Below are 26414 nucleotides of genomic sequence, written 5' to 3' on the forward strand. Positions count from 1 at the left end.
GGCCGGCGACCTGCGCCGGACTGCATACTTCCCATCGGATTTCCACGGATGACATCGAACAAACCCCTGCACCACGCCGCGCCGCTGCTGCGCCACCCGCTGCGCTTCATCTGGGATGCGCTGAAGGCCTTCCGCGCCAACCAGGGGCTGCTGCTCGCGGGGGCCGTGGCCTACTACGCGCTGCTTTCGATCGTGCCGCTGTCGATCGTCAGCGTGATCGCGATGTCGCACCTGATCGACCAGGGCGAACTGCTGCGCACGATCGGCCGCTACCTCGAGTGGCTGCTGCCGGGCCAGTCGACCGAGATCGTCACGGCGCTGTCGAATTTTCTCGAGCATCGCGACGTGATGGGGCCGGTGCTGCTGGTGACGATGATCTTCTTCAGTTCGCTGGCTTTCAGCGTGCTCGAAAGCGCGATGGCGGTGATCTTCCACCACCGCAAGGCCGACCACCGGCGGCATTTCCTGATCTCGGCGGTCATGCCCTACATCTACATCCTGTGCCTGTGCATCGGGCTGCTGCTCGTGACGGTGGTCTCGGGCGCGTTGCGGCTCGTGGGCCAGGAAAGCGTCGATCTGTTCGGGCGCGAATGGTCGCTCTCAGGGGTGTCGGGCCTGCTGCTCTACCTGGTGGGCCTGGGCGGCGAGATCTTCATGCTGACCTCGCTCTACCTCGTGATGCCGGCCGGCCGCATGTCGCTGCGCCATGCGCTGCTCGGCGGCGTCACGGCCGCGCTGCTCTGGGAAGCCACGCGGCACGTGCTGGTCTGGTACTTTTCGACGCTCTCGCAGGTGAACGTGGTCTACGGCTCGCTCACCACGGCCATCGTGGTGCTGCTGAGCCTGGAGATCGCCGCCACGCTCGTACTGCTGGGCGCCCAAGTGATCGCCCAGTACGAGCGGCTCGAGCGCACCGGCAGCACGGCCGTGCCGCCGCTCACCGGGGAGGAAGCCGGATCGCTCCGTCGAGACGAATCACCTCCCCGTTGAGCATGTCGTTCTCGATGATGTGCTTCGCCAGCCTGGCGTAGTCCTCGGGCGTGCCCAGGCGCGAAGGGAAGGGCACGCTGGCGGCCAGCGCATCCTGCACCTCCTGCGGCATGCCGAACAGCATGGGCGTGCCGAAGATGCCCGGTGCGATCGTCATGTTGCGGATGCCGTTGCGTGCCAGGTCGCGGGCGATCGGCAGCGTCATGCCGACCACGCCGCCCTTCGAGGCGCTGTAGGCGGCCTGGCCGATCTGGCCGTCGTAGGCTGCGACCGAGGCGGTCGAGATCAGCACGCCGCGCTCGCCGGTGGCTTCGGGCTCGTTCCGGCTCATGGCGTCGGCCGCGAGGCGGATCATGTTGAAGCTGCCGATCAGGTTGACGGTGACGGTCTTGCTGAACACGGCCAATGCATGCGCGCCGTTCTTGCCGACCGTTTTCTCGGCCGGCGCAATGCCGGCGCAGTTGACCAGGCCCACGAGCTTGCCGAGCTTCAGCGCCGCGGCCACGGCGGCCTGGCCGTCAGCCTCCTGGCTCACGTCGCACTTGACGAAAGCGCCGCCGATCTCGCGCGCGACGGCCTCGCCCTTTTCCGCCTGCATGTCGGCAATCACCACCTTGCCGCCGTTCGCTGCCAGCATGCGCGCCGTGCCTTCGCCGAGGCCCGAAGCGCCACCGGTCACGATAAAAACCTTGCCGTCGATCTGCATGAAAGTCTCCTGGAATGAGACCGGCATTATCGAAGAGGCGTGGCCGAGCAAAAAAAAGGCCTCATCCGAAGATGAGGCCTGAATTGGATCCGTGAGGACCCAAGGAGACAACTGGTGGTAAGCGTCCGGCAGCTTAGCGCTTGCGCGAAGCGGTGGCGGTCTTGGCAGCGGCGACGGCTTGGGTCGACACGGCGTTGAAGTTGGCTTCGGCGACGTCGCCGGCCTGCTTGACGGCCTTCTGGACCGATTCGAAGGCGTTGTTGGCGGCGGCCACGGCGCTCTTCATCACGGCAACAGCGGTTTCCGAACCGGCCGGGGCGTTCTTCGAGGCGCTGTCGACCAGGCCAACAAAGGCTTGCTGGGTTTCGGCGGCCTTGGCTTCGAAGGCCTTGGAGAATTCGGCGCCGGTACCCTGGGCGATGTCGTAGAGGTGGCGGCTGTAGGCGGCGGTCTTTTCGGCCAGGGGCTGGTACAGGCTGGCTTGCAGCGTCAGCAGTTCCTGTGCGTCCTTGACGTTCAGCGTGGCTTGAGCGGTGGTGGCGGCTTCGGCCAGGGCGGCCTTGGAAGCGGTCACGTTGAGTTCGACGAGCTTCTCGACGCCTTCGAAGGCCTTCGTGGTCAGGCCGAACAGGGTTTCGAGGTTTGCTTTTTGAGCGGCGAGGATCTGGTCAGCGGTCAGGGCCATTTGGAATCTCCGAAAAGGAATGAGATGGTGTCGGTCACGTTGCGCTGCGCCTCGTCGTCTATGTTGCGGTGCAGCATGGCCTCAAGTATAGGCAGCACAGGCTGGTGATCAAGGGGTTTTTGCTGCTTTGCAGCAAATTAGAACGTGCTTTCTAAATCTGGCTTGCGGCCCTCCGAGAGCCTATCGGGCGGTGTCGGGCCGGTCCTGCGCCGCCGCCCGCTGGCACAATGCCGCGCGATGAGCTCCGCCGCCAAACCGACCCCCCACGCCCGCAGCAGCTACCGGGTTTTTCGCAGCATTCCCACGCGCTGGGCCGACAACGACATGTATGGCCATGTCAACAACGTCGTCTACTACAGCTGGTTCGATACCGCGGTGAACGCGCTCCTGATCGAACGCGGCGCCCTCGACATCCACCAGGGCCAGACCGTCGGCTTCGTGGTCGAGACGCAGTGCAACTATTTCGCCCCCATCGCGTTTCCGCAGACGGTGGAGGCGGGCATCCGCGTGGCCCAGGCCGGCCGCTCGAGCGTGCGCTACGAGATCGGGTTGTTCGCCGAAGGAGCCGATACCGCCGCCGCGCAAGGCCACTTCGTGCACGTGTATGTCGACCGCGCGACCCAGCGCCCGGTGGCGTTGCCAGACGCGCTGCAGCGCGTGGTCGATTCGCTGAAGGCCTGACGGCCGCGCGCTGCAAAAGCAAAACGGCGCCCTAAAAGGCGCCGTTCTCTTTACAGCTTCGCACGGCCCACAAGGGCCATGGCGCCGCTTACATGGTCTTCTTCATGGCCTTGATGTCGGCCTTGCCCTGCGACTCGTCGGCCTTGGCCTGCTTCACGCATGCATCCTTCGCTTCGCCCTTCTGGTCGTCGCACTTTTCCTTGGCGACCTCGTAGGTGGCCTTGACCTTTTCCTCGGCGACCTTGCGGGCATGGGCATCGCTCGGCTTGTACTGCTGTTCGAGCTCGGCCTTGGCGACGTCTTCCTTGCCCTCGGCTTCCTTCTCGCAGACGTCCTTCGCGTTGTCCTTCATGGCATCGCACTGCGCCTTGGCGGACTTGTGGTCGGCCTCGATCTTCTGCTTGGCGGCCTTGTATTCGTCCTGGGTCATTGCCGAGGCGTGGGTCGCGACGAAGCAGGTGGAGGCGAGTGCCAGCATGAGCAAATGTTTTTTCATTTTTATCCTTTTGTTTTTTCGTGAAGGGATCGCGCCAGCGGCCACGTGGCCGCCGTGCGGTGGGTCGGTGGTAAGCCGCCGTGCGGCGGCGTCGTCAGTACTTTTCGTACCAGAGGGTCTCGGCGGTGCGGCCGTCGCGGGATTCCCATTCCTTGACCTGCTTCTCGGCCTCGTCGCGGCTGATGCCGTGGCGCTCCTGGATGCGGCCGAGCAGCTGGTCGCGCTTGCCGGCGATGACGTCGAAGTCGTCGTCGGTGAGCTTGCCCCATTGCTCCTTGACCTTGCCCTTGAGCTGCTTCCAGTTGCCTTCGATGGTGTCCTTGTTCATGCGAATCTCCTTGAGGTTGTCCAGCGGCATGGACTGCCGCCGTGGACTTACTGTCGTTCGCGCCATTCACCCCGCCGGTAGGACGCCCTGCGCGAGCGCCGTAGGCACAAGCCGACGGCGCCCGTGATAATCGGACGCACGCCGAAAAAGACCGGGACAACGCGCGCCGAAACATGATCATTCACAGCCTGCTCGACACTGACCTCTACAAGTTCACCATGATGCAGGTCGTGCTGCATCACTTTCCCGGTGCCCGGGTTGAGTACCGGTTCAAGTGCCGCAATCCCGGCGTCGACCTCGCTCAATTCGCGGGGCAGATCCGCGAGGAGGTTCGCAGCCTCTGTTCGCTGCAGTTCCGCGACGCCGAACTCGCCTACCTGCGCTCGATGCGCTTCATCAAGAGCGACTTCGTCGACTTCCTCGGGCTGTTCCGGCTCAACGAGAAGTACATCACCATCACGCCCCAGGCCTCGGGCGAGCTCGAGATCCGCATCAAGGGGCCGTGGCTGCACACGATCCTGTTCGAGATCCCGGTGCTCGCGATCGTGAACGAGGTCTATTTCCGCAACACGCAGAAGAAGCCGGATTTCGTCGAGGGACGCCTGCGGCTCGAGACCAAGATCACGCAGTTGCAGGAGGCGGGGTTGTCCGACCTCAAGATCGCCGACTACGGCACCCGCCGCCGCTTCTCGAAGGACTGGCACGAAGAGGTGCTGCGAACGCTGGTGGCGCGGCTCGGTGCCGTGACCGCCCCGGCGCTGCCGGCACGGCCCGGCGACGGGCTGCCGCAGCTCGCGGGCACCAGCAACGTGCTCTATGCCATGAAGCTCGGCCTGATCCCGCTCGGCACGATGGCGCACGAATACCTGCAGGCCTGCCAGGCGCTCGGCCCACGGCTGCGCGACAGCCAGATCTTCGGCTTTGAAACCTGGGCGCGCGAATACCGGGGCGACCTCGGCATCGCGCTGTCCGACGTCTACGGCATGAGCGCCTTCCTGCGCGACTTCGACCTGTACTTCTGCAAGCTCTTCGACGGCGCGCGCCACGACAGCGGCGATCCGTTCCAGTGGGGCGAGCGCATGCTCGCGCACTACATCGCCAACCGGGTGGACCCGCTGACCAAGACACTGATCTTCAGCGACGGGCTCACCATGCCGCGCACGATCGAGCTCTACCAGCAGTTCCGCGGACGCTGCCAGCTGGCGTTCGGCATCGGCACCAACCTCACCAACGACCTCGGCTACGAGCCGCTGCAGATCGTCATCAAGATGATCAACTGCAACGGCCAGCCCGTGGCCAAGCTGTCGGACACGCCGTCCAAGAACATGTGCGAGGACGAGAAATACCTGGCTTATCTGCGCCAGGTGTTCGAGATCGAGCAGCCGCCGGCCTGACCTCGTCTGGTACGGTAACGCCCCATGAAAAAAAGAGTCCGCCTCGCGGCAGCCGCAGTGCTGCCAATGATGTTTCCCGCCCTGGCGATGGCCGCCGATTTCGACGGCAGCACGCTGTCCGCGCTGTGGAGCGTTCCGTTCGCCGGCATCCTGCTGTCGATCGCGCTGATGCCGCTCGTGGCCCCCGCGTTCTGGCACCACCACTACGGAAAGATCTCGGCCGCCTGGGCGCTGGCATTCCTGCTGCCCTTTGCGGCGATCTACGGTGCGCCGCTCGCAGGCACGCAGCTGGTGCATGCGATGGTGGAGGAGTACATCCCCTTCATCATCCTGCTGACCGCGCTGTTCACGGTGGCCGGCGGCATCCACATCCGCGGCAACCTGCACGGTGCGCCGGGCCTCAACACCGCGATCCTCGCGGTCGGCGCGGTGCTCGCGAGCATCATGGGCACCACGGGCGCCTCGATGCTGCTGATCCGTCCGCTGATCCGCGCCAACGACAACCGCCGGAGCAAGGCGCACGTGGTCGTGTTCTTCATTTTCATCGTCTCGAACGTGGGCGGCTCGCTCACGCCACTCGGCGATCCGCCGCTGTTCCTCGGCTTTCTGAAGGGTGTCGACTTCTTCTGGACCGCGAAAAACATCCTGCCGGAGACCCTGTTCCTGGTCGGGGCGCTGCTCGCCCTGTTCTACGTCATCGACCGCTACCAGTACCGCAAGGAAGGCGTGCTGCCGTTCGACCCGACGCCGGACACGCCGCGCATCGCCTTCGACGGCGCTGCCAACTTCTGGTTGCTCGGCGGCATCGTCTTCTTCGTGCTGCTCTCCGGGGTCTGGAAGTCGCCCGTGGGCTTCGACCTGTTCGGAACGCGCGTCGGCCTGCCGGGATTGGTGCGCGACGCGGCGCTGATCGCGATCCTGCTGATCTCGTTTCGGCTCACGCCGGCCAAGGTGCACGCCGACAACCAGTTCGAATGGGGCCCGATGGCCGAGGTGGCGAAGCTGTTCGCGGGCATCTTCCTGACCATCATCCCGGTCATCGCCATGCTCAAGGCCGGCGTGCAGGGGCCGTTCGGCGCGGTGATCGCGGCCGTCACCCGGCCCGACGGCCAGCCGGATCCGGCGATGTACTTCTGGGCCACGGGTGTGCTGAGCTCTTTTCTCGACAATGCGCCGACCTACCTGGTGTTCTTCAACACCGCGGGCGGCGACGCTGCCACGCTGATGACGACCCATGCCGCAACGCTCGCGGCGATCTCTGCGGGAGCGGTGTTCATGGGTGCCAACACCTACATCGGCAATGCGCCCAACCTGATGGTCAAGGCCATCGCCGAGAGCCGCGGCGTGCGCATGCCGAGCTTCTTCGGCTACATGGCGTGGTCGGTAGCCATCCTTATTCCGCTGTTCGTTCTTTCCACCTTCATCTTCTTCCGCTAGGCACAGACATCATGAGCAAGCCCAAGATCCTGGTCGCGCGCGCGATCTTCCCCGAAACCATCGAGCGGCTGTCGCAGCACTTCGAGGTCGAGTCGAACCAGGCCGACGAGAGCTGGAGCAAAGAACAGCTGATTGCCAAACTGCAAGGCAAGCAGGGCGCGTTCACCACCGGCAGTGAGCGCATCGATGCCGCCTTGCTCGACGCCTGCCCCGACCTGAAGATCTGCGCCAACATGGCCGTGGGCTACAACAACTTCGACGTCGACGCGATGGCCGCGCGCGGCGTGCTCGGCACCAACGCGCCCGACGTGCTGACCGAGACCACGGCCGACTTCGGCTTTGCGCTGCTGATGGCCACGGCCCGGCGCATCGCCGAGAGCGAGCATTTTCTGCGCGCGGGCAAGTGGCAGAAGTGGAGCTTCGACATGTTCGCGGGCTCCGACATCCACGGCTCGACGCTCGGCATCATCGGCATGGGCCGCATCGGGCAGGGCATCGCGAAGCGCGGCGCGCACGGCTTCGGCATGAAGGTGGTCTATCACAACCGTTCGCGCCTCGACGCGACGGTCGAGGCCGAATGCAAGGCCAGCTACATTGGCAAGGAAGAGCTTCTCAAGACCGCCGACCACGTGGTGCTGGTGGTGCCGTATTCGCCGGCCTCGCACCACACCATCGGCGCGGCCGAACTCGCGCTGATGAAGCCGACCGCCACGCTGGTGAACATCGCGCGCGGCGGCATCGTCGACGACGCGGCGCTCGCCGCGGCGCTGCGCGAGAAGAAGATCGCAGCCGCGGGCCTCGACGTGTTCGAAGGCGAGCCGAAGGTCCATCCCGACCTGCTGACCGTGCCCAACGTGGTGCTGACGCCGCACATCGCGAGCGCCACGGTGCCCACGCGGCGTGCCATGGCCGACCTTGCGGCCGACAACCTGATCGCATGGTTCGGCGGCAAGGGGCCGCTCACGCCCGTGACTCCCGTGCCGGCGGCAACCAAATAGGCGCACGCCGCAGAAAGAGACATCGGACCCCCTTGGAAACCACCGAACTGATTCTTTTCGCGCTGGGCGCGCTCGCGCTCATCCAGCTGCTGCTCATGGTCTGGCTGCTCGCGCGGCGGCAGCCCGAGCCCGACCACAGCGAAATTCTGGGCGCACTCGCCGCGATGCGCAGCGCGAACGAGCGCACCGAGCGCGAACTGCGCCATGAGATCGCCGAAAGCTCGCGCGGCGCACGGCAGGAAACTGCACAGGCCTTCGCCACCTTCCAGCAGGCGCTGGTGCAGCAGGGCGCAGAGGCCACACGCACGCAGAATGCCCAGCTCGACGCCTTCGCGCTGCAGCTCGCCTCGCTGCAGAAGAACCTCGGCGACACGCTCAACAACCAGCTGCAGGGCCTGAGCGAATCCAATGCCCGGCGGCTCGCCGAAGTGCGCGCCACCATGGAGACGCAGCTCACTCAACTGCAGCAGAACAACGCCGCCAAGCTCGACGAGATGCGAAAGACCGTCGACGAGAAGCTCCAGAGCACGCTCGAGGCGCGGCTCGGCGAGAGTTTCAAGCAGGTCGCCGAGCGGCTCGAGCAGGTGCACAAGGGCCTGGGCGAGATGCAGGCGTTGGCCGTGGGCGTGGGCAGCCTGCAGCGCGTGCTGACCAACGTCAAGACGCGCGGCGTGTTCGGCGAAGTGCAGCTCGAAGCCCTGCTCGAACAGGTGCTCACGCCCGAGCAGTACGCCCGGCAGGTCGAGACCAAGCCGCGCAGCGGCCAGCGCGTCGACTTCGCGATCCGCTTTCCGGGCCGCGGCGACGACGGTGCGCCGGTCTGGCTGCCGATCGACGCCAAGTTTCCGCGCGACGACTACGAGCGCCTCATCGATGCGCATGAGCGCGCCGATGCCGCAGGCGCCGAGCTTGCCGCCAAGGCACTCGAGGCGCGCGTGCGCAGCGAAGCCAAGTCGATCGCGGAGAGCTACCTGGCTGCGCCGCACACCACCGATTTCGCCATCCTGTTCCTGCCGGTCGAAAGCCTCTATGCCGAGGTGCTGCGGCGCCCCGGCCTGATGGATGCGATCCAGCGCCAGCACCGCGTGACGCTGGCCGGCCCGACCACCTTGCTGGCCATGCTCAACAGCCTTCACATGGGCTTTCGCACGCTGGCGCTCGAGCGGCAGGCCTCCGAGGTCTGGAAGGTGCTGGGTGCGGTCAAGACCGAGTTCGAGCGTTATGGCGAATGGGTGTCGCGCATCAAGGAGCAGGTGGCCAAGGCCTCCGACACTATCGACAAGGCCGACACGCGCGCCAAGCAGATGCGACTCGCGCTGCGCAAGGTCGAGGCGCTGCCCGAGGCGCAGTCGCAGGCGCTGCTGCCGCCCACCGCCGACAGCGAGGGCGACGACACCCCGTGAAAGGCTCCGAACTGCTGCGCGTGATCGGCGCCCAGGTCTGCCTGCATGCGACGATGGCCGGCATGCGGCTCGCGACGCCGCTGCTGGCGCTGCAACAGGGCTACAGCGCCGCGGCGGTGGGCTTGCTGATCGCGCTGTTCGCGCTCACGCAGGTGTTCCTTGCGCTGCCGGCCGGGCGCTTCGCCGACCGGTACGGATTCAAGCGGCCGTTGTGGCTGTCGGTCATCGCGGCGTCCACCGGCGCGGGGCTGGTGGTCATCTTCCCGACCTTCCCGGTGATGTGCCTCGCGGCACTGTTGACGGGCGGCGCCACCGGCGCGACCGTGATCGCATTGCAGCGCCACGTCGGCCGCTCGGCCACCAACGCGACGCAACTCAAGCGGGTGTTCAGCTGGCTCGCGATTGCGCCCGCGGCAGCCAATTTCGTCGGGCCCTTCGCGGCAGGCCTGCTGATCGACAACGCCGGGCATGCGCCGGCGGACATGCTGGCGTTCCGCGTCTGCTTTGCGGTGATGGCCGTCCTGCCGATCGTCTGCTGGTGGCTCGCGCGCGGCGCGCACGAACCGCCGCTCATCGTGCCGGTGGCCGGCGCCGTGCCCACGCGCGCCTGGGACCTGCTGCGCGAACCGATGTTCCGGCGCCTGCTGTTCGTGAACTGGCTGCAGTCGTCGAGCTGGGACGTGCACGCCTTCGTGCTGCCGGTGCTGGGCCATGACCGCGGCATCAGCGCGTCGGTGATCGGTTCCATCCTCGGTGCCTTCGCCGTTGCGGCGGCCGTCATTCGCGTGGTGCTGCCCCTGATCGCCTCGCGCGCTTCGGAGCGCAGCGTGATCCTGGTCTCCACCATCGTCACCGCGGCGGTGTTCGCGGTGTATCCGCTGCTCGACTCGGCCTGGACCATGGGCCTGTGCTCGGTGATCCTCGGCTTCGCGCTGGGCGCCGTGCAGCCGATGGTGATGAGCATGCTGCACCAGATCACGCCGCACGAGCGGCACGGCGAGGCGCTGGGGCTGCGGCTCATGACGATCAATGCGTCGAGCGTCGCGATGCCGATGCTGTTCGGATCGCTCGGCGCGCTGATCGGCATTGCCGGCGTTTTCTGGGTGGTGGGCGGCGTGCTCGCGCTCGGCGCCCGCGCCACCTGGGGCCTGAAGGTCTAGCAGCGCCGCGGGCCAGCCCCGCGTGCGCCTACAGCTTGTAGAAGCGCTTGATCGCGCTCCAGGCGTCCTCGGGCGTGTCGACGTATTGGAACAAGTCCACGTCGCCTGGCGAGATCACGCCTTCCTCGACCAGGAAATCGAAGTCGATGAGCTTCTTCCAGTAGTCGGTGCCGAACAGCACGATCGGCACCGGCTGGGACTTGCGCGTCTGCACCAGCGTGATGACCTCGAACAGCTCGTCGAGCGTGCCGAAGCCACCCGGAAACGCCACCAGCGCCTTCGCACGCATCATGAAATGCATCTTGCGGATCGCGAAGTAGTGGAACTTGAAACTCAGCGCGGGCGTGACGTAGGGGTTCGCCGCTTCTTCCATCGGCAGCGCGATCGCAAGGCCGACCGAGAGGCCGCCGCCTTCGTGCGCACCGCGGTTGGCCGCCTGCATGATGCCGGGGCCACCGCCGGTGCAGATGAAGAGCTTGTCCTCGGGCTCCTTGTCGTTGCTGTACTGCGCGACCAGCTTGCCGAAGGCACGGGCCTTCTCGTAGTAGTGCGAGCTGCGCGCGAGCCGGCGCCAGCGTTCGGCAGCCGTGGCGTCGCCGGCGGCCTCGGCTTGCGCGACGAGCGCTGCGGCTTCTTCGTCGCTGCGGAAGCGGGCGCTGCCGAAGACCACCACCGTGTTCTCGATGCCGTGGGCGCGCTGCTCGACGTCGGGCTTCATGAGCTCGAGCTGCATGCGCACACCGCGGGTCTCGCGGCGCAGCAGGAATTCGGGGTCGGCGAAGGCGATGCGCGAGGGATCGGGGTCGAGCGGCAGGCCCTGTTCGGCGTGCGTCTTGAGCGTGGCCCAGGCGTCGGCCAGGCGCTTGTCGTGAAGGTCGTGCGTGTTGTTCATGGGAATGTGCAGGAAGACTCACTGCATTGTGCAGCGTGGCGGCCGCCGGACGCCGGGCGTGCCAAACGAAAAAGGCCCCTTGCGGAGCCTTTCTGAAAGCGCATGCCGGCAGCTTTGCCGGCAGGGAGCAGGGTCATCAGACGCGCTTGCGGTATTCGCCCGTGCGGGTGTCGATTTCGATCTTGTCGCCTTGCGAGACGAAGAGCGGCACCGGCACTTCGAAGCCGGTCGCGATCTTGGCGGGCTTCAGGACCTTGCCCGAGGTGTCGCCCTTGACGGCCGGCTCGGTCCAGGTGATCTCGCGCTCGACGCTGGTCGGCAGCTCGACCGAGATGGCCTTGCCGTCGTAGAACACCACTTCGACCGGCATGCCGTCTTCGAGGTAGTTGAGGGCGTCGCCCATGTTCTCGGCTTCGACTTCGTACTGGTTGTACTCGGTGTCCATGCAGACGTACATCGGGTCGGCGAAATAGGAGTAGGTGCACTCCTTCTTGTCGAGCACGATCTGGTCGATCTTGTCGTCGGCCTTGAAGACCACTTCGGTGTTGAAGTTGGCGATCAGGCTCTTGAGCTTCATGCGCACGGTGGCGGAGTTGCGGCCGCCGCGGCTGTATTCGGTCTTGAGCACGACCATCGGGTCCTTGCCGTGCATGATGACGTTGCCGGCGCGGATTTCTTGAGCGATTTTCATATCAGGTTCTCTGGATGTTGGCCGCTCGGTGCACGGGGCCCTCGGCGGCTATTGCAGGAAGGTGCAGGTTGGCCGGCGCGGCGAGCCCCGCGGTACAGGTTTCACGGCGGGTTAAAAGCGGGCTTGGCGGAGCATGTCGGGTCTTGCACATCGCGCCCAGACCCGCCCAGAAATCCGCAAAGCCCGCTATTTTAGCTTTTTCCGGCAACCAGGTGCCGCAATTGCGTCGCCAGGTCCTCTTGCGCCCAGAGCTTTTCGCGGCCGGCCCGCACGGTTTCGCGCCACGGGTCGAGGGCGCCCAGCGGGGGCAGGGGCACCTCGCCGAAGCCGTTCCAGGCGTGGTGGAAGCGCCGCATCGCCGGCGGGGCGCCGAGCCAGTCGAGCCAGGCGTCGAGCTTGGCGTGGTGCGCGTCGTCGTCCTGCGGGTAGATCTGCCAGACCAGCGGGGCACCGGCCCAGAGGCCGCGCACGAGCGAATCCTCGCCGCGCACGAAGTTGAGGTCGCAGGCCCACAGAAGATGGTCGAAATCGACCTGCGTCAGGTAGGGCAGGTACGAGATCGAGAGTGCACCGAAGCCCGCGCGCGCCTGGTCGGCCTGGCCGCGGGCCGAGAAGAAGGCCCTGACCGCGTGCGTCGCGCGGCCGGCGGTCACCAGCAGCCGCGTGGGCTCGGACGCGGCCGCGAGCCGATCGAGCAGGTCCGCCAGCGCCGGGGGTTCGTAGCAGAACAGCGACACCAGGCGTTCGCCCTCCTGCCGCGGAACCTCTTGTGCTGCGAGCCACGCATCGCGGTCGAAGCGCGCCCGCCGCTCGGCCAGTCCGGGCTCGCGCAGGAGCCCACCCGTGCCGGGCGTGAAACCTGGGTAGAAGAAGCGCTTCGTGAGCCCGGCGCCCGGTCCCTTGAAGACCGGCGACGGCAGGCGGTGCAGGCGCTCGACATACGGTTCCGCCGACAGGTATTCGAGGTTGATCCAGGCCCGGGCGGGGGTGCCGGCGTCCTGCGCTTCCTCGGCAAAGCGCGCCACGAGTTCGGGCGCCGGATCGCAGCCGAAGGCCTCGACGAGCACATCGGGCGGCGCCGCGGCCGCGGCCTGGCGGACGGCGTCGGGGTCGAGCCAGTCGATCACCTGCACGCCCTCGCATCCCGCCGGCGCCATCCAGTGCAGCGCGGTGGCGTCGTCGATCCAGAGCCGCACGCGCTCGCCGAGCGCCGCCAACTGGCTCGACAGGCGCCAGCAGACGCCGAGGTCGCCGTGGTTGTCGATGACCTTGCAGAAGATGTCCCATTGCATGCATGGGAGTGTGCCCGCCCCGGCGCGCCGGCGCACGCCACAATATCCGCCATGTCAGACGTGCATTCCGAACAATTGCTCAGCGAAGTCGCGGCCCTGCCGCAGCTGCCGGGCGTCTATCGCTATTTCGACGCGGCGGGCGCGGTGCTCTACGTGGGCAAGGCGCGCAACCTCAAGAAGCGGGTCGCCAACTACTTCCAGAAGAGCCACGGCGGCACGCGCATCGGCCACATGATCTCGAAGATCGCGCGCATGGAGACCACGGTGGTGCGCTCCGAGGCCGAGGCGCTTCTGCTCGAGAACAACCTGATCAAGACGCTCAAGCCGCGCTACAACATCCTTTTCAGGGACGACAAGAGCTATCCGTACCTGAAGATCGCCTCGCACCAGTTTCCGCGGCTCGCCTACTACCGCGGGGGCGTCGACAAGAAGCACCGCTACTTCGGGCCCTACCCGAGCGCCTGGGCGGTGAAGGAGTCGATTCAGCTGCTGCAGAAAGTGTTCAAGCTGCGCACCTGCGAGGACACTGTGTATGCCAACCGCACGCGGCCCTGCCTGCTGTACCAGATCAAGCGCTGCTCGGGCCCGTGCGTGGGCTACATCGCGCCCGAGGTCTATGCGCAGGACGTGGCCAGCGCCGAAGCCTTCCTGATGGGCGACACCCAGCTCGTGCTGTCCAAGCTCGAAGCGCGCATGAGCGCCCATTCCGAAAAGCTCGAGTTCGAGCAGGCGGCCGAGCTGCGCAACCAGATGTCGGCGATCTCGCGCGTGCTGCATCAGCAGTCGATCGAGATCGCATCGGACAAGGACGTGGACATCCTCGCGGTGAAGGTGCAGGGCGGCAAGGCCTGCGTCAACCTGGCCATGGTGCGCGGCGGAAGGCACCTGGGCGACCGCCCGTACTTTCCGGTGCATGTGGAGGATGCCTCGCAGATCCACCACGGCGAACTCGATGCGGAAGAGGGCGCGCCCCCGGCGATCGCCGATCCGGTCGAGGTGCAGGTGCTCGAGGCCTTCATCGCGCAGCACTACATCGACGTGCCGGTGCCCGCCACGCTGGTGCTGAGCCATCCGGTGGGCCGTGCGCTGATCGAGGCGATCTCGCAGCAGGCGGGTTCGCGCGTGACGGCGGTATTCCAGCCGCGCGAGCAGCGCCGGCACTGGCTCGAGATGGCCGAAACGAATGCGGGCCTCCAGCTCGCGCGGCTGCTGGCCGAGGAGGGGTCGCAGCAGGCGCGCACGCGCGCGCTGACCGACGCGCTCGAACTCGCGCCCGACGACCTCGACAACTTCCGCGTCGAGTGCTTCGACATCTCGCACACCGCGGGCGAGGCAACGCAGGCGTCGTGCGTGGTGTTCGAGCACCATGCGATGCAGAACCGCGAATACCGGCGCTACAACATCGAGGGCATCACGCCCGGCGACGACTATGCGGCGATGCGCCAGGTGCTGCACCGCCGCTACGGCCGCCTGGCCGAGGCGATGGCGGCCGAGACCGATGCGCCGCCCGCAGGCGACGCGGCCGGTGCCGGCAGCGATGCGCCGCCCAAGACGCGGGCCGCGCGCATGCCGGATCTCGTGCTGGTCGATGGCGGCAAGGGCCAGGTGTCGATGGCGCGCGAGGTGTTCAGCGAACTGGGCCTGCCGCTGTCGCTGATCGTCGGCGTCGAGAAGGGCGAAGGCCGCAAGGTCGGCCTCGAGGAACTGGTGTTCGCCGATGGCCGCGAGAAGGTTTACCTCGGCAAGGACTCGGCGGCGCTGATGCTGGTCGCGCAGATCCGCGACGAGGCGCACCGCTTCGCGATCACGGGCATGCGTGCCAAGCGCGCCAAGGTGCGCGTGGGCGGCAGCCAGCTCGAGGACATTCCGGGGATCGGGCCGAAGCGGCGCGCCCGCCTGCTGCAGCGCTTCGGCGGCATCCGCGGCGTGGCGGCGGCGAGCGTCGAGGACATCGCGTCGGTCGAGGGCATCGCCACCGAGCTGGCCGAGGAAATCTATCGGGCCTTGCACTGACGTGCCGCCGTCGCTCACGCTGGCATGACACAATCGCGCGCATATGTTCTGGACACTTCCGACCATCATGACCTGGACGCGCATCGTCGCGATTCCGTTGATCGTCGGCATGTTCTATCTGCCGATGGCCGAGCCGACGCGCAACCTGATCGCCACGGTCATGTTCATCGTGTTTGCCGCTACCGACTGGCTCGACGGTTACCTGGCGCGCAAGCTCAACCAGACCTCGGCCTTCGGCGCCTTCCTCGACCCCGTGGCCGACAAGTTCCTGGTCTGCGCGTCGCTGCTGGTGCTGGTGCATCTGAACCGGGCCGACGTGTTCGTCGCCTTGATCATCATCGGACGGGAGATCGCGATCTCGGCGCTGCGCGAATGGATGGCCCAGATCGGCGCGAGCAAGAGCGTCGCGGTGCACATGATCGGCAAGGTCAAGACCACGGTGCAGATGGTCGCGATCCCGTTCCTGCTCTATGACGGGCAGCTCTTCGGCGTGATCGACACCGGCTGGTGGGGCCAGTGGCTGATCTGGATCTCGGCCGTGCTGACGATCTGGTCGATGGTCTATTACCTCCAGAAGGCCATTCCCGAGATCCGGGCACGCGCCAAATGAGCTTTGCCGCGGCCCGCGGCGCGGGCTGGCTGCGCGCGATGCCGGCGGTCTTCGTGCTGATCTGGAGCACGGGCTTCATTGTCGCGCGTTACGGCATGCCCTACGCGCCGCCGCTTAAGTTCCTGGCCGTGCGCTTTGCCCTGTCGCTCGTGTGCTTCGGCATCTGGGTGGCGCTCGCGCGCGTTGCCTGGCCGCGCGAGCGCGCGCAGTGGGGGCACCTGGCGGTCACCGGGGTGCTGATGCAGGCAGGCTATCTGGGCGGCGTCTGGGCCGCGGTGCATGCCGGCATGGGCGCAGGGCTGGTGGCGCTGCTGGTCGGCATCCAGCCAGTGCTGACCGCCATCTGGCTGTCGCTCGGCGGCGGGCGCATTTCGCAGCGCCAATGGGCGGGCCTGACGCTGGGCTTCGCGGGGCTGGTGCTCGTGGTCTCGCGCAAGCTCGGGCAGGGCACCGAGGTGAACGCGCTCACGATGGCGCTCGCGGTCATGGCGCTGCTGTCGATCACCGCGGGCACGCTGTACCAGAAGCGCTTCGTCGCGCCGTGCGACGTGCGCAGTGCCAGCGCCGTGCAGATGGGCGCGGCGCTCGTCGTCACCCTGCCTTTTGCGCTGATGGAGCCGCAGTCGATCGAATGGAATGCCTATTCGACCGGCGCCATGGCCTGGTCGGTGCTGGCGTTGTCGCTCGGCGGCAGCTCGCTGCTCTACATGCTGATCCAGCGCGGCACCGCCACGGCAGTGACGAGCCTGCTCTACCTGGTGCCGCCGTGCACCGCGGTCATGGCCTGGCTGCTGTTTGCCGAGCCGATCGGCCTCGTGACCTTGCTGGGCATCGGGCTCACCGCCGTCGGGGTGAGCCTGGTGGTGCGCAGCCAGCGCTGAAGCAGCGCTTTTTCTTCTTCTTTCCTGCCTTCTTTCAGCGCGGCGAACTGGTCTTGCCGGGTTTCCAGGGCTCGCCGCGAAACTGTTCCGCAAGGTGGTCGAGCAGCAGGCGCACGCGCCGCGGTGTCTTCGGGCGCCAGGGGGCAATCCAGTGGATGTCGGCGTCGGGCATTGCGTACTGCGGCAGCACGCGCACCAGCGCGCCCGACGCGAGCTGCGGTGCGATGTCCCACAGGCTGCGCAGCATGATGCCGTGGCCCGCCAGGCACCAATCGCGCACCATCTCGCCCGAGTTGCTGCTGAGCGGTCCCTGTACCCGTACGCGCGCGGTGCTGCCGTCGCGCGCATGGCGCAGCGTCCACAGCGCGAACTGGCGCTGGTTCACCTCGCCGTTCTCGCGCGCGACCAGGCAGTCGTGCGTGGCCAGCGCGTCGACGGTGGCCGGCAGGCCGCGCCGCTCGATGTAGGCGGGCGCGGCGGCCAGCACGCGCTGGTTGCGCCCGATGCGGCGCGTGACCCAGTCGGCGGCGCGGCGCTGCTGCACGGCCCACAGCCACAGCGCGCCGTCATAGCCCTCGGCACCGAGATCGGGCAGGCGCTCGGTCAGCAGCAGTTCGATCTGCAGGCCGGGATGGCGCGCCTGGAAGCCGGCCAGCGTGGGGCCGACCCAGCGCCGGCCGAAGCCGAAGGTGGCGGCCAGGCGGATGGTGCCGACCAGCGCGTTCTGCCGCTCGCCGAGGTCGCTCTCGAGCGCCGCAAAACCCTCGAGCAGCGTCCTTGCGTGCAGGCAGACCGCCTCGCCCTCGGCCGTCACGCTGAGCCGGCGCGTGGTGCGCTCGAAGAGCCGCTGCCCGAGCCGCGCCTCGAGCGCGCCGAGCCGCTTGGTGACCACCGACGGCACGACGTCGAGCGCGGTGGAGGCGCCCGCGAGGCTTCCCTGGTCGCGGATAGCCAGCACCAATTCGAGATCGCCGCGGTCCAGCGCCAATGGATTCATGCCAGATTGGAAAGTATGAATTGGCTGATTGTTGCTTGATGATCGATGGAGCGCAACGCACAATCGCCGCGTGACTGCTTCCTCCTTCCTCGACTTTCCCACCTTCGACATCGAGCGCAACGGCGTTCGCGTGCACGGCCGGGTCGGTGGCCGCGGCGCACCGCTGCTGCTGCTGCACGGCCATCCGCAGACGCATGCGATCTGGCACCGCGTGGCGCCGGCACTGGCCGAGCGCTTCACCGTGGTGGCGCTGGACCTGCGCGGCTATGGCGACTCGGGCCGGCCGGCGGCCGATGCCGATCACCTGGCGCACAGCAAGCGCGAGATGGCGCTCGACGCACGGGCCGCAATGTCGCACCACGGCTTCGATCGCTTCGGCGTGCTCGCCCACGACCGCGGCGCGCGCGTGGCGCACCGCCTGGCCGTTGACCACCCGGCAGCGGTCGAGCGCATGCTGCTGCTCGACATCGCACCCACGCTCTCGATGTACGAGAACACCAGCGACGCCTTCGCGCGCGCCTACTGGCACTGGTTCTTCCTGGTCCAGCCGCCGCCGCTGCCCGAGGCGCTGATCGCTTCGGACCCGGTGCGCTACGTGCGCAGCGTGATGGGCGGCCGGCATGCGGGGCTCGCGCCCTTCGCGCCCGAGGTGCTTGCCGAGTACGAGCGCTGCGCGCAGATCCCGGGCACGGCCGAATCGATCTGCGAGGACTATCGCGCCTCCGCCACCATCGATCTCGTCCACGACCGCGCCGACGTCGCCGCCGGCCGGCGGCTCCCGCAACCGCTGCGCGTGCTCTGGGGCGAGCATGGCGCGGTCGGGCGCTGTTTCGACGTGCTCACGCTGTGGCGCGAACGGGCCGACGAAGTTTCGGGCCGCGCGCTGCCGTGCGGCCACTATGTTCCCGAGGAAGCGCCGGACGAACTGCTCGCCGAGGCCCTCGCGTTTTTCACACCCCTCCAGCAAGAAGGAACCACACCATGACCACCCACCGCATCGCAGTCATCGCCGGCGACGGCATCGGCAAGGAAACCATGCCCGAAGGCCTGCGGGTGGTCGATGCCGCGGCGCGCAAGTTCGGCATCGACCTGAAGTTCGACCACTTCGACTTCTCGAGCTGGGACTACTGCGAGAAGCACGGCAAGATGATGCCCGACGACTGGAAGGACCAGATCGGCGGGCACGATGCGATCTACTTCGGCGCGGTGGGCTGGCCCGAGAAGATCGCCGACCACGTGTCGCTCTGGGGCTCGCTGCTGTTGTTTCGCCGCGAGTTCGACCAGTACATCAATCTGCGCCCCGCGCGGCTGATGCCCGGCATCACCGCGCCCGTGGTGCGGCGCGACGGCACGCCGCGCCAGCCCGGCGAGATCGACATGTACATCGTGCGCGAGAACACCGAAGGCGAATATTCGAGCATCGGCGGGCGCATGTACGAAGGCACGCCGCGCGAGATCGTGGTGCAGGAGACCGTGATGTCCCGCCACGGCGTCGACCGCGTGCTCAAGTTCGCCTTCGAACTGGCCCAGTCGCGCCCGAAGAAGCACCTGACCAGCGCGACCAAGTCGAACGGCATCTCGATCACCATGCCCTACTGGGACGAGCGCGTGGTCGAAATGGCGAAGAATTACCCGGGCGTGACGCTCGACAAGTTCCACATCGACATCCTCACCGCGCACTTCGTGCAGCGGCCCGACTTCTTCGACGTGGTGGTTGCGAGCAACCTGTTCGGCGACATCCTGTCCGACCTGGGCCCGGCATGCACCGGCACCATCGGCATCGCGCCGAGCGCCAACCTCAACCCCGAGCGCACGACGCCGTCGCTGTTCGAGCCGGTGCACGGCTCTGCGCCGGACATCGCGGGCAAGGGCATCGCGAACCCGATCGGCCAGATCTGGTGCGGCGCGATGATGCTCGAATTCCTGGGCCACAAGAACGCGCACGACGCGATCCTCGCGACCATCGAGAAGGTGCTCGCACCCCAAAGTGGCGCACCGCGCACACCCGACATCGGCGGCACGGCGAGCACGTCCGACCTCGGCAAGGCCATCGCCGAAGCGCTTTGATCGCGCTTCGGTCGCTGTAAAAGTGGGCGCGCGAAACGCCCCTAAAATCGCGCGCTCCGCTGTCTTGCATGGCTTCGCGTCGTATTGACACCCTGCAGACCAGTGGTTGTAATCCTTCTGGCAGCGCGCTGCCGAGGCGTCAGTCCTGCCAGGCTTTGCGTGTCGCGTCATTCCGCGACCGACTCGCAGCTGACGAAGCCGACCAACTTAATTTCTTCGACTAGGGGCCCTTGTGAACAAGACCGAACTCATTGAGCACATCGCAAAAAACGCCGACATCTCCAAGGCAGCCGCCACCCGCGCGCTGGAGTCCACCATCGGCGCCATTCGTACCACGCTCAAGAAAGGCGGCTCCGTGTCGCTGGTCGGTTTCGGCACTTTCGCGGTCGGCAAGAGGGCTGCGCGCACCGGCCGCAATCCGCGCACCGGCGACGCGATTAAAATCAAGGCCGCCAAGATTCCGAAGTTCCGTCCGGGCAAGGCGCTGAAAGACGCGCTCAACTAGGACGTACACTCGGAGCGTATTTCCGGTGGGGTGCTTAGCTCAGCTGGTAGAGCGGCGCCCTTACAAGGCGTAGGTCGGGGGTTCGAGCCCCTCAGCACCCACCACCCGATGCAAAGGCGAACACAGGTTCGCCTTTTTTATTGCCGTGCGACATCCGTCGAAGAGAGTGTTCAAGCATGTTTGATTTCTTCCGCAAGTACAACAAGATCGTCATGTTCGTCTTGTTCTTGCTGATCATTCCCTCGTTCGTCTTTCTCGGGGTCGATCAGTACCAGAGCTCGGGCGTCGACGAGAAGGTGGCACGCATTGACGGAAACTCCATCACGCGGCCCGAGTGGGACATGCAGCATCGCAACGAGATCGACCGCATCCGCCAGCAGTCGCCCAACGTGGACCCCGCACTGCTCGAGTCGGATGTGATGCGCTACGCCACACTGGAGCGCATGGTGCGCGACCGCGTGCTGGCCGCCGCGGCTGCCAAGTCGAACGTGAGCATCTCGGAAGAGCGGCTGACGCGGATCTTCGCGCAGGACACGGGCCTTGCGGCATTCCGCACGCCGGATGGCAAGTTCGACCGCGAAACCTTCCAGCGCGTCACCGGCCGCACGCCGGAGCAGTACGAAGCCTCGATGCGCGCGGAACTCGCCACGCAGCAAGTGCTGCTCGGCATCTCGGGAACGGCCTTTGCGCCGCCTGCGTTGACGGCCGCCACGATCGGCGCCTTCTATGACCAGCGCGAGATCCAGGTCGCGCGCTTCGCGCCCGACAGCTTCGCGTCGAAGGTGACGGTCAGCGACGCCGACATCGAAACCTACTACAAGGACCACGCGGCCCAGTTCCAGGCGCAGGAGCAGGCCAGCATCGAATACCTGGTGCTCGACATCGAGGCCGCGAAGAAGAACGTGTCGGTCAACGAAGCCGACCTCAAGACCTACTACGAGCAGAACAAGGAACGCTTCGGCACGAAGGAGGAGCGCCGTGCGAGCCACATCCTGATCACCGCACCCGCGAGCGCCTCGTCGGACGAGCGCGCCAAGGCAAAGGCCAAGGCGGAACAATTGCTGGCCGAAGTGAAGAAGGCACCTGCAAGCTTCGCCGACGTGGCGCGCAAGAATTCGCAGGACCCCGGCTCCGCGGAGAAGGGCGGTGACCTCGACTTCGTGACGCGCGGTGCCATGGTCAAGCCGTTCGAAGATGCGATGTTCGCGCTCAACAAGGGCGACATCAGCAACGTGGTCGAGACCGAGTTCGGCTACCACATCATCCGGCTCACCGACATCAAGCCCGGCGTGGTGCAGCCCTTCGAGCAGGTCCGCGCGACCATCGAGAACGAAGTGCGCGCGCAGCAGGCCACGCAGGAATTCGCCAAGGCGGCGGAAACCTTCACCGACACCGTGTACCAGCAACCCGACAGCCTGCAGCCGGCCGCCGAAAAGCTGAAGCTCACGGTCCAGACCGCCAGCAACGTGGCGCGCACGCCCGCACCCGGGGCCACCGGCGTGCTGGCCAACCGCAACTTCCTCAATGCGCTGTTTGCGGCCGATTCGCTGAGCCGCAAGCAGAACACCGAGGCCATCGAAGTCGGCGCGAACCAGCTCGCGTCGGGCCGCATCACCCAGTATTCGCCTGCGCAGCCGATGCCGCTGGCCGAGGTGAAGGACAAGATCCGCGCCCAACTCGTCAACGAGCGTGCCGCCGTCATGGCCAAGGCCGAGGGTGAAGCCAAGCTCGCGGCCTGGACCGCCAAGGCCGACGATGCAAGCTTCGGCAAGCCGGTCACCGTGTCGCGGCGCGATGCGCAGTCGCAGCCCCTCGCGGTGATCGATGCCGCGCTGCGCGCGGACCCGGCCAAATTGCCCGCGCTCGTGGGCGTGGACCTGGGCACCCAGGGCTACGCCGTGCTGCGCGTCACGAAGGTCGTTCCGCGCACGCCCTCGGCGCCCGAAGAGGCGCAGCAGGAGAACGCGCAGGTCGCGCAGTCGGTGGCTGCGGCGGAAAGCACCGCCTACTACAACATGCTCAAGGATCGCTTCAAGGCCGAGATCCTGGTGCCGAAGCCGGCGGACACTCTGTCGGCGACCGCGCGTTGACCTTCATCGCTTTGCGCGCGGTGTCGCGTGGGCGTCGCTGAGCGCAGGCGCCGTCGCCGGTGGGACAAGCGCGTCCTGCGGTTGTGGCCAGAATTCCGTGCATGGGAACCCTCTACCTCGTGCGCCATGGCCAAGCCAGCTTCGGCGCTGCCGACTACGACAACCTGAGCGAGCTCGGGCACCGGCAGTCGGTGCGCCTCGGTGAATACTGGCGCGAGCGCGGCATGCATTTCGACGCGGTGATCACCGGCACCCTGAAGCGTCATCGCCAGACCTGGGAAGGCATTGCCAAGGGCCTGGGGCTCGAGCGCGACGACGTGCTGCCCTGGCCCGGCCTCAACGAGTACGACAGCGAGGCGGTCATCGCGACCATCCACGAGGGCAAGCTCGAGAAGCCCGACACGCCCGAGATGTACCGGCACCATTTCCGGCTGCTGCGCAACGGTCTCGGCGCCTGGATGCAGGGCCGCACCCAGCCGGTGGGCATGCCGAGCTACATCGATTTCCTCGCGGGCGTGACGACGGCGCTCGATCATGTGCGCGACCGCCACCACGGTGCGCGGGTGCTGGTGGTGTCGAGCGGCGGACCGATCAGCACGGCCGTCGGCCATGTGCTCGGCACTTCACCCGAAGTGACGATCGAACTGAACCTGCGCATCCGCAACACCGCGGTCACGGAGTTCGCCTTCACGCCGAAGCGCCACATGCTCGTCACGTACAACACGCTGCCGCACCTCGATGCGCCCGCCTACGAAGACTGGGTGACCTACGCCTGAGGATGCGCGGGCGCAAGGAAACGCGGGCAGTTCAGGCCTGCCAGACACCGTAGCCGATGCGGCGCAGTGCAATGCCGAGCTCGACCTCCATCGACCGGGCGTCGTCATAGCTCATGGGGTTGTAGCGTTCATACAGGGCGGGCAGCAGCCGCAGCCCGAACGCCTGCACGAAGCTGTTGGACTGGATGCCGGCCTTGTGCTTGTCGAAACGGATGTCGGGGTCCAGGCCGGTCATGCCCACGTAGACGAAGGGCTTGCCGAGCTGGTAGTCGGGGTTGGCCCGCCTGAAGCGACCGTTGTTCCATACGCGGTCGTCGAGCTCGACCACGTAGACGTGATGCCCGGCCCTCGGCTTGCGCGGCATCTGTGGCGGGCGCGGCGCGCGTTCAGCGCTTGCGCTTCACCAGCCCGTAGAGCAGCAGCAGCACGATCGCGCCGACCACCGACGCGATGAAGCCCGCGCCCTCGCCGGCGGTGTACCAGCCCATGGCCTGGCCGACGTAGGTCATGATCAGCGAACCCGCAACCCCGATCAGCGTGGTGACGATGAAGCCAGCGGAATCGTCGCCCGGCTTGACGGCCCGTGCCACGAGACCCACGATGAAGCCGATCAGGATGGTCCAGACGATGCTCATGAAGAAACTCCTTTGGCGGTGGAAGGGGTGCAGAAAGCGGCGTGCACCGCGGTAAATTGCGGGCCGCACTCATGATAGCGGAGCCGTCAAGACGCGCTTGCTGCTGCGTCCTACAGGCCGGGACGGTGCGCGGGGCTATACCGTAGGCATGCTCGAAAAACTTCCCGAAGCCATCGGCCACGCGCTGCACGGCATGCGCGCCGGCCTGGACAAGATCGTCTTCAACACGCTCGGCATGCGGCAGGGCATGGCGTCGATCGTGCTGGAGAGCGTCGCGTTCGTCGACCATGGTCCGATGGCCCCGCGTTACACCGCAGACGGCGAGGGCCTCTCGCCGCCGTTGCAGTGGACAGGCATTCCCGCTGGCGCGCTGTCGCTCGTTCTCGTGGTCGAAGACGCCGATTCCCCGACGCCCAATCCGCTGGTGCATGCAATCGTCGTGGGCTTGCCGCCCGGCGACGGAAAGCTCGACGAGGCGGCCATTCCGAGCCGCGAGAGCGACGGCGACGAGGGCCTGCATGTCGGGCGCAACTCCGGGCTGCAGGCCGCCTGGATGCCGCCCGATCCGCCCCCCGGGCATGGCGCGCACCGCTACGCGTTCCAGTTGTTCGCGCTCGACAGCACGCCGGAATTTTCAAGCACGCCGGGACGCGATGAGATCTTCGATGCGCTGCAGGCGCATGCGCTGGCCAGCGGCCTTCTGATCGGCACCTGCGAGCGGCCGGACGGCACGGCCAAGATCCCGCAGACCGCTCCGGCGGGGCCGCTTGCAGCGGGTTGAGCAGAATTTCAATCGGCTTCGCGGCACGCGGAGGCGGAAGGCGTGATTTTTCCCGCTATAATTGCGGGCTCTCCGGTGGCTGTAGCTCAGTTGGTAGAGTCCCAGATTGTGATTCTGGTCGTCGTGGGTTCGAGTCCCATCAGCCACCCCAAAACATCGTTCTGACTGCTATTGCGCAATAGCGTCCAGGAACCACGACGCCGGGCCCGCCCCGGCGTTGTCATTTGTGGCGCCATCCTGGCGTCACTGCAGCTTCTGCATTCCTTCGATAAAGCACCAACTCGGTGCATGTGTTTTGTGCGATGCCGCATTTCGCGTGCCGTGGCCGCTTTTTGGCGTCGCCCTGCTTGTGCTAATTGTGAATTGAATTAAAATCCGCTCGTTTCCAATTTTCAGGAGTCCTGAATGGCTTCGACCCTTGCCGATATCAATTCTCAGATCAAGAAGTACGACGAGCAGATTGCGCAATTGCGCAAGCAGGCCGAAGACCTTCGCAACCAAGAACGCTCCGGCGTGATTGAAGACGTACGCAGGAAGGTCGCCGAATATGGTTTGACCGCTGCGGACCTGAAACTCAGCGCGCGCGGCGGTTCGATCAAGCGAAGCGCGGGTGTGCCTGCACCCAAGGCGGCGGCCAAATACCGCGGTCCGACAGGCGAAACCTGGTCGGGAGGCCGTGGCCGCAAGCCGCGCTGGGTGACCGAGGCATTGGCCGCTGGCAAGTCGCTGTCCGAGTTCGAGATCAAGTAAGCGTCTCGGCTGGCCGTCGGCCATTAAAAAAGCCCGCGCATGCGGGCTTTTTTAATGTCGGGTGGCGCCAGCCGTGCGAAGCGCTGCGGCCTCAGTTCACCATCACGAGTTTACCCTTGACGCCACGCGAGCCCATGTGGGCATAGGCGGCTTTCAAATCCGCCATCGGCATGGTGCTGTCGATGACGGGCTTGATCTTGCCCTGGCCGTACCACTGCGCCAATTCGGCCATCATTTGTGCATTGGCCTTGGGCTCGCGCCGCGCGAAATCTCCCCAGAACACGCCGACGATGGACGCACCTTTCAGCAGCGTCAGATTCAATGGCAGCGAAGGAATCGGCCCAGCAGCGAAGCCGACCACCAAATAGCGTCCGCGCCAGCCAATGGAGCGAAATGCGGGCTCGGCGAAATCGCCGCCGACGGGATCGTAGATAACGTCCGGTCCCTTGCCGTCGGTTGCGGCCTTGATCGCGTCGCGAAAGCCGCCCGGCAGCGCGTGCGTGGTGTAGTTGATCGTCGCGTCGGCGCCAATGGAGCGGCAGAGTTCGCATTTCTCGTCGGTCGAAGCGGCGGCGATCACGCGTGCGCCTGCAGCCTTCGCGATCTGTATGGCCGCCGTGCCGACACCACCTGCAGCGCCGAGCACCAGCACCGTTTCACCGGCCTTGAGCTGGGCGCGGTCGATCAGTGCGTGCCATGAGGTTGCGTAGATCATGATGAAAGCCGCCGCATCGACGTGGCCGAAGCCTTCGGGCAGCGGCATGCAGAGCGAAGCCGGTGCCAGTGTGTGGGTCGCGAAGCCGCCCGTGCCCGACAGGCAGGCCACGTTCTGCCCGATCTTCAGGTGCGTGACGCCTTCGCCCACGGCCTGGACCACGCCGGCATATTCGGAGCCGGGCACGAAGGGCAGCGGCGGCTTGATCTGGTATTTGTTCTGGACGATCAGCAGATCGGGAAAATTGAGGCTGGCGGCCTTGATCTCGATCAGCACCTGCCCCGGTCCGGGCGTCGGCGTCGGCAGTTCTTTCCAGGTCAGCGCGTCGACGCCGGTGGGGTTTTCGCAAAGCCATGCGTGCATGCTCGGGTCTCCTTCTATGAATCGATCGGTCGTGTGTGGCAAGTGTTGCGCGACGATGATAGGGGGCGCCGCAGGACA

28 protein-coding genes and 2 tRNA genes are annotated in these 26414 nt (G+C 66.5%); 19 read left to right on the forward strand and 11 right to left on the reverse strand.

All coding sequences use genetic code 11. From position 1 onward, the window contains the following. Nucleotides 1-48: 48 nt before the first annotated feature. Entirely contained in the window at nt 49-990 is a 942-nt protein-coding gene (locus tag AC3A6G_RS09050; protein ID WP_487873575.1) for a YihY/virulence factor BrkB family protein, read from the forward strand. On the opposite strand, the gene AC3A6G_RS09055 is transcribed toward AC3A6G_RS09050, so the two are convergent. Both AC3A6G_RS09055 and AC3A6G_RS09060 read right to left on the reverse strand, forming a co-directional pair. Then, a complete protein-coding gene (locus AC3A6G_RS09055) occupies nt 938-1696 on the reverse strand; it encodes a 3-hydroxyacyl-CoA dehydrogenase (protein WP_487859928.1) in 759 nt (252 codons plus the stop codon). The genes AC3A6G_RS09050 and AC3A6G_RS09055 overlap by 53 nt on opposite strands. 133 nt (nt 1697-1829) lie before the next feature. After that, entirely contained in the window at nt 1830-2381 is a 552-nt protein-coding gene (locus AC3A6G_RS09060; RefSeq protein WP_487863550.1) for a phasin family protein, read from the reverse strand. 237 nt (nt 2382-2618) lie between these two features. On the opposite strand from AC3A6G_RS09060, the gene AC3A6G_RS09065 reads away from it, so the two are divergent. After that, a complete protein-coding gene (locus tag AC3A6G_RS09065; RefSeq protein ID WP_487873576.1) occupies nt 2619-3062 on the forward strand; it encodes an acyl-CoA thioesterase in 444 nt (147 codons plus the stop codon). 88 nt (nt 3063-3150) lie between these two features. Here the strand turns inward: AC3A6G_RS09065 and AC3A6G_RS09070 are convergent, their stop codons facing one another. Together AC3A6G_RS09070 and AC3A6G_RS09075 are read right to left on the reverse strand one after the other, a co-directional pair. Then, nucleotides 3151-3558, reverse strand: a complete 408-nt coding sequence (locus AC3A6G_RS09070; protein ID WP_487863552.1) for a hypothetical protein — start codon at nt 3556-3558, stop codon at nt 3151-3153. A 94-nt stretch (nt 3559-3652) separates the two neighbouring features. After that, nucleotides 3653-3886, reverse strand: a complete 234-nt coding sequence (locus AC3A6G_RS09075; RefSeq protein WP_487873577.1) for a CsbD family protein — start codon at nt 3884-3886, stop codon at nt 3653-3655. A 173-nt stretch (nt 3887-4059) separates the two neighbouring features. Here AC3A6G_RS09075 and pncB point away from each other — a divergent pair, with 173 nt between their 5' ends. From pncB to AC3A6G_RS09100, 5 genes are all read left to right on the forward strand, one after another. Then, entirely contained in the window at nt 4060-5280 is a 1221-nt protein-coding gene (pncB, locus tag AC3A6G_RS09080) for a nicotinate phosphoribosyltransferase (protein WP_487873578.1), read from the forward strand. A 24-nt stretch (nt 5281-5304) separates the two neighbouring features. Beyond that, on the forward strand, nt 5305-6717 hold the full coding sequence (locus tag AC3A6G_RS09085; RefSeq protein ID WP_487873579.1) for a sodium:proton antiporter: 1413 nt from the start codon (nt 5305-5307) through the stop codon (nt 6715-6717). Between the two features lie 11 nt (nt 6718-6728). Then, complete coding sequence (locus AC3A6G_RS09090; RefSeq protein WP_487859935.1) at nt 6729-7715, forward strand: 2-hydroxyacid dehydrogenase; 987 nt, start codon at nt 6729-6731, stop codon at nt 7713-7715. 95 nt (nt 7716-7810) lie between these two features. Continuing rightward, nucleotides 7811-9118, forward strand: coding sequence for a DNA recombination protein RmuC (locus tag AC3A6G_RS09095; protein WP_487860056.1), 1308 nt, complete (start codon nt 7811-7813; stop codon nt 9116-9118). Then, entirely contained in the window at nt 9115-10278 is a 1164-nt protein-coding gene (locus AC3A6G_RS09100) for an MFS transporter (RefSeq protein WP_487859936.1), read from the forward strand. Before AC3A6G_RS09095 ends, AC3A6G_RS09100 begins: the two co-directional genes overlap by 4 nt. Before the next feature lie 28 nt (nt 10279-10306). On the opposite strand, the gene AC3A6G_RS09105 is transcribed toward AC3A6G_RS09100, so the two are convergent. The 3 genes from AC3A6G_RS09105 to earP form a co-directional block, all read right to left on the reverse strand. After that, nucleotides 10307-11170, reverse strand: a complete 864-nt coding sequence (locus tag AC3A6G_RS09105) for an LOG family protein (protein WP_487859937.1) — start codon at nt 11168-11170, stop codon at nt 10307-10309. A gap of 136 nt (nt 11171-11306) precedes the next feature. Beyond that, nucleotides 11307-11861 carry an elongation factor P gene (gene efp, locus AC3A6G_RS09110; protein WP_012746921.1) on the reverse strand — a complete coding sequence of 185 codons (555 nt, stop codon included), beginning with the start codon at nt 11859-11861 and terminating at the stop codon, nt 11307-11309. Nucleotides 11862-12052: 191 nt separating this feature from the next. Further along, complete coding sequence (gene earP / locus AC3A6G_RS09115) at nt 12053-13153, reverse strand: elongation factor P maturation arginine rhamnosyltransferase EarP (protein ID WP_487873580.1); 1101 nt, start codon at nt 13151-13153, stop codon at nt 12053-12055. 51 nt (nt 13154-13204) lie between these two features. Here earP and uvrC point away from each other — a divergent pair, with 51 nt between their 5' ends. Genes uvrC through AC3A6G_RS09130 form a run of 3 tightly spaced genes read left to right on the forward strand, consistent with a single transcriptional unit; the run spans nt 13205 to nt 16657 of the window. Then, nucleotides 13205-15166, forward strand: coding sequence for an excinuclease ABC subunit UvrC (gene uvrC / locus AC3A6G_RS09120; RefSeq protein ID WP_487863555.1), 1962 nt, complete (start codon nt 13205-13207; stop codon nt 15164-15166). A gap of 43 nt (nt 15167-15209) precedes the next feature. Next, entirely contained in the window at nt 15210-15776 is a 567-nt protein-coding gene (pgsA, locus tag AC3A6G_RS09125; RefSeq protein ID WP_487859940.1) for a CDP-diacylglycerol--glycerol-3-phosphate 3-phosphatidyltransferase, read from the forward strand. After that, a complete protein-coding gene (locus tag AC3A6G_RS09130) occupies nt 15773-16657 on the forward strand; it encodes a DMT family transporter (RefSeq protein ID WP_487873581.1) in 885 nt (294 codons plus the stop codon). The genes pgsA and AC3A6G_RS09130 overlap by 4 nt, the downstream gene beginning before the upstream one ends. 34 nt (nt 16658-16691) lie before the next feature. On the opposite strand, the gene AC3A6G_RS09135 is transcribed toward AC3A6G_RS09130, so the two are convergent. Then, complete coding sequence (locus AC3A6G_RS09135; RefSeq protein WP_487873582.1) at nt 16692-17654, reverse strand: LysR family transcriptional regulator; 963 nt, start codon at nt 17652-17654, stop codon at nt 16692-16694. A gap of 70 nt (nt 17655-17724) precedes the next feature. Between AC3A6G_RS09135 and AC3A6G_RS09140 the strand changes: the two genes are divergently transcribed. The 6 genes from AC3A6G_RS09140 (at nt 17725) to AC3A6G_RS09165 (ending at nt 23092) form a co-directional block, all read left to right on the forward strand. Further along, nucleotides 17725-18639, forward strand: a complete 915-nt coding sequence (locus tag AC3A6G_RS09140; RefSeq protein WP_487873583.1) for an alpha/beta fold hydrolase — start codon at nt 17725-17727, stop codon at nt 18637-18639. Continuing rightward, nucleotides 18636-19721, forward strand: a complete 1086-nt coding sequence (locus AC3A6G_RS09145; RefSeq protein WP_487859944.1) for a tartrate dehydrogenase — start codon at nt 18636-18638, stop codon at nt 19719-19721. The genes AC3A6G_RS09140 and AC3A6G_RS09145 overlap by 4 nt, the downstream gene beginning before the upstream one ends. Nucleotides 19722-19953: 232 nt before the next feature. Continuing rightward, nucleotides 19954-20226 (forward strand): HU family DNA-binding protein, encoded by a 273-nt coding sequence (locus tag AC3A6G_RS09150; RefSeq protein WP_007830705.1) that lies wholly within the window; start codon nt 19954-19956, stop codon nt 20224-20226. Nucleotides 20227-20254: 28 nt separating this feature from the next. Continuing rightward, nucleotides 20255-20330 (forward strand) — tRNA-Val (locus AC3A6G_RS09155). A 72-nt stretch (nt 20331-20402) separates the two neighbouring features. After that, the gene (locus tag AC3A6G_RS09160) at nt 20403-22316 is read left to right on the forward strand and encodes a SurA N-terminal domain-containing protein (protein ID WP_487859945.1); all 1914 of its coding nucleotides are present in this window, start codon (nt 20403-20405) and stop codon (nt 22314-22316) included. A gap of 101 nt (nt 22317-22417) precedes the next feature. Next, nucleotides 22418-23092: a histidine phosphatase family protein gene (locus tag AC3A6G_RS09165; RefSeq protein WP_487863560.1), complete on the forward strand. Its 675-nt coding sequence runs from the start codon at nt 22418-22420 to the stop codon at nt 23090-23092. A 31-nt stretch (nt 23093-23123) separates the two neighbouring features. On the opposite strand, the gene AC3A6G_RS09170 is transcribed toward AC3A6G_RS09165, so the two are convergent. Next, nucleotides 23124-23456: a hypothetical protein gene (locus tag AC3A6G_RS09170; protein WP_487873584.1), complete on the reverse strand. Its 333-nt coding sequence runs from the start codon at nt 23454-23456 to the stop codon at nt 23124-23126. 22 nt (nt 23457-23478) lie between these two features. Continuing rightward, on the reverse strand, nt 23479-23727 hold the full coding sequence (locus AC3A6G_RS09175) for a GlsB/YeaQ/YmgE family stress response membrane protein (protein WP_487859948.1): 249 nt from the start codon (nt 23725-23727) through the stop codon (nt 23479-23481). Between the two features lie 148 nt (nt 23728-23875). Between AC3A6G_RS09175 and AC3A6G_RS09180 the strand changes: the two genes are divergently transcribed. The 3 genes from AC3A6G_RS09180 (at nt 23876) to AC3A6G_RS09190 (ending at nt 25258) form a co-directional block, all read left to right on the forward strand. Next, nucleotides 23876-24508 (forward strand): YbhB/YbcL family Raf kinase inhibitor-like protein, encoded by a 633-nt coding sequence (locus AC3A6G_RS09180; RefSeq protein ID WP_487873585.1) that lies wholly within the window; start codon nt 23876-23878, stop codon nt 24506-24508. A 75-nt stretch (nt 24509-24583) separates the two neighbouring features. Further along, nucleotides 24584-24659: transfer RNA gene (locus AC3A6G_RS09185), tRNA-His, on the forward strand. A 254-nt stretch (nt 24660-24913) separates the two neighbouring features. Further along, a complete protein-coding gene (locus tag AC3A6G_RS09190; protein ID WP_487859950.1) occupies nt 24914-25258 on the forward strand; it encodes an H-NS histone family protein in 345 nt (114 codons plus the stop codon). Between the two features lie 91 nt (nt 25259-25349). Here the strand turns inward: AC3A6G_RS09190 and AC3A6G_RS09195 are convergent, their stop codons facing one another. Further along, a complete protein-coding gene (locus tag AC3A6G_RS09195) occupies nt 25350-26336 on the reverse strand; it encodes an NADPH:quinone oxidoreductase family protein (RefSeq protein ID WP_487873586.1) in 987 nt (328 codons plus the stop codon). Nucleotides 26337-26414: the final 78 nt, after the last annotated feature.

This window comes from Variovorax sp. Soil_C_26, from assembly GCF_057657075.1.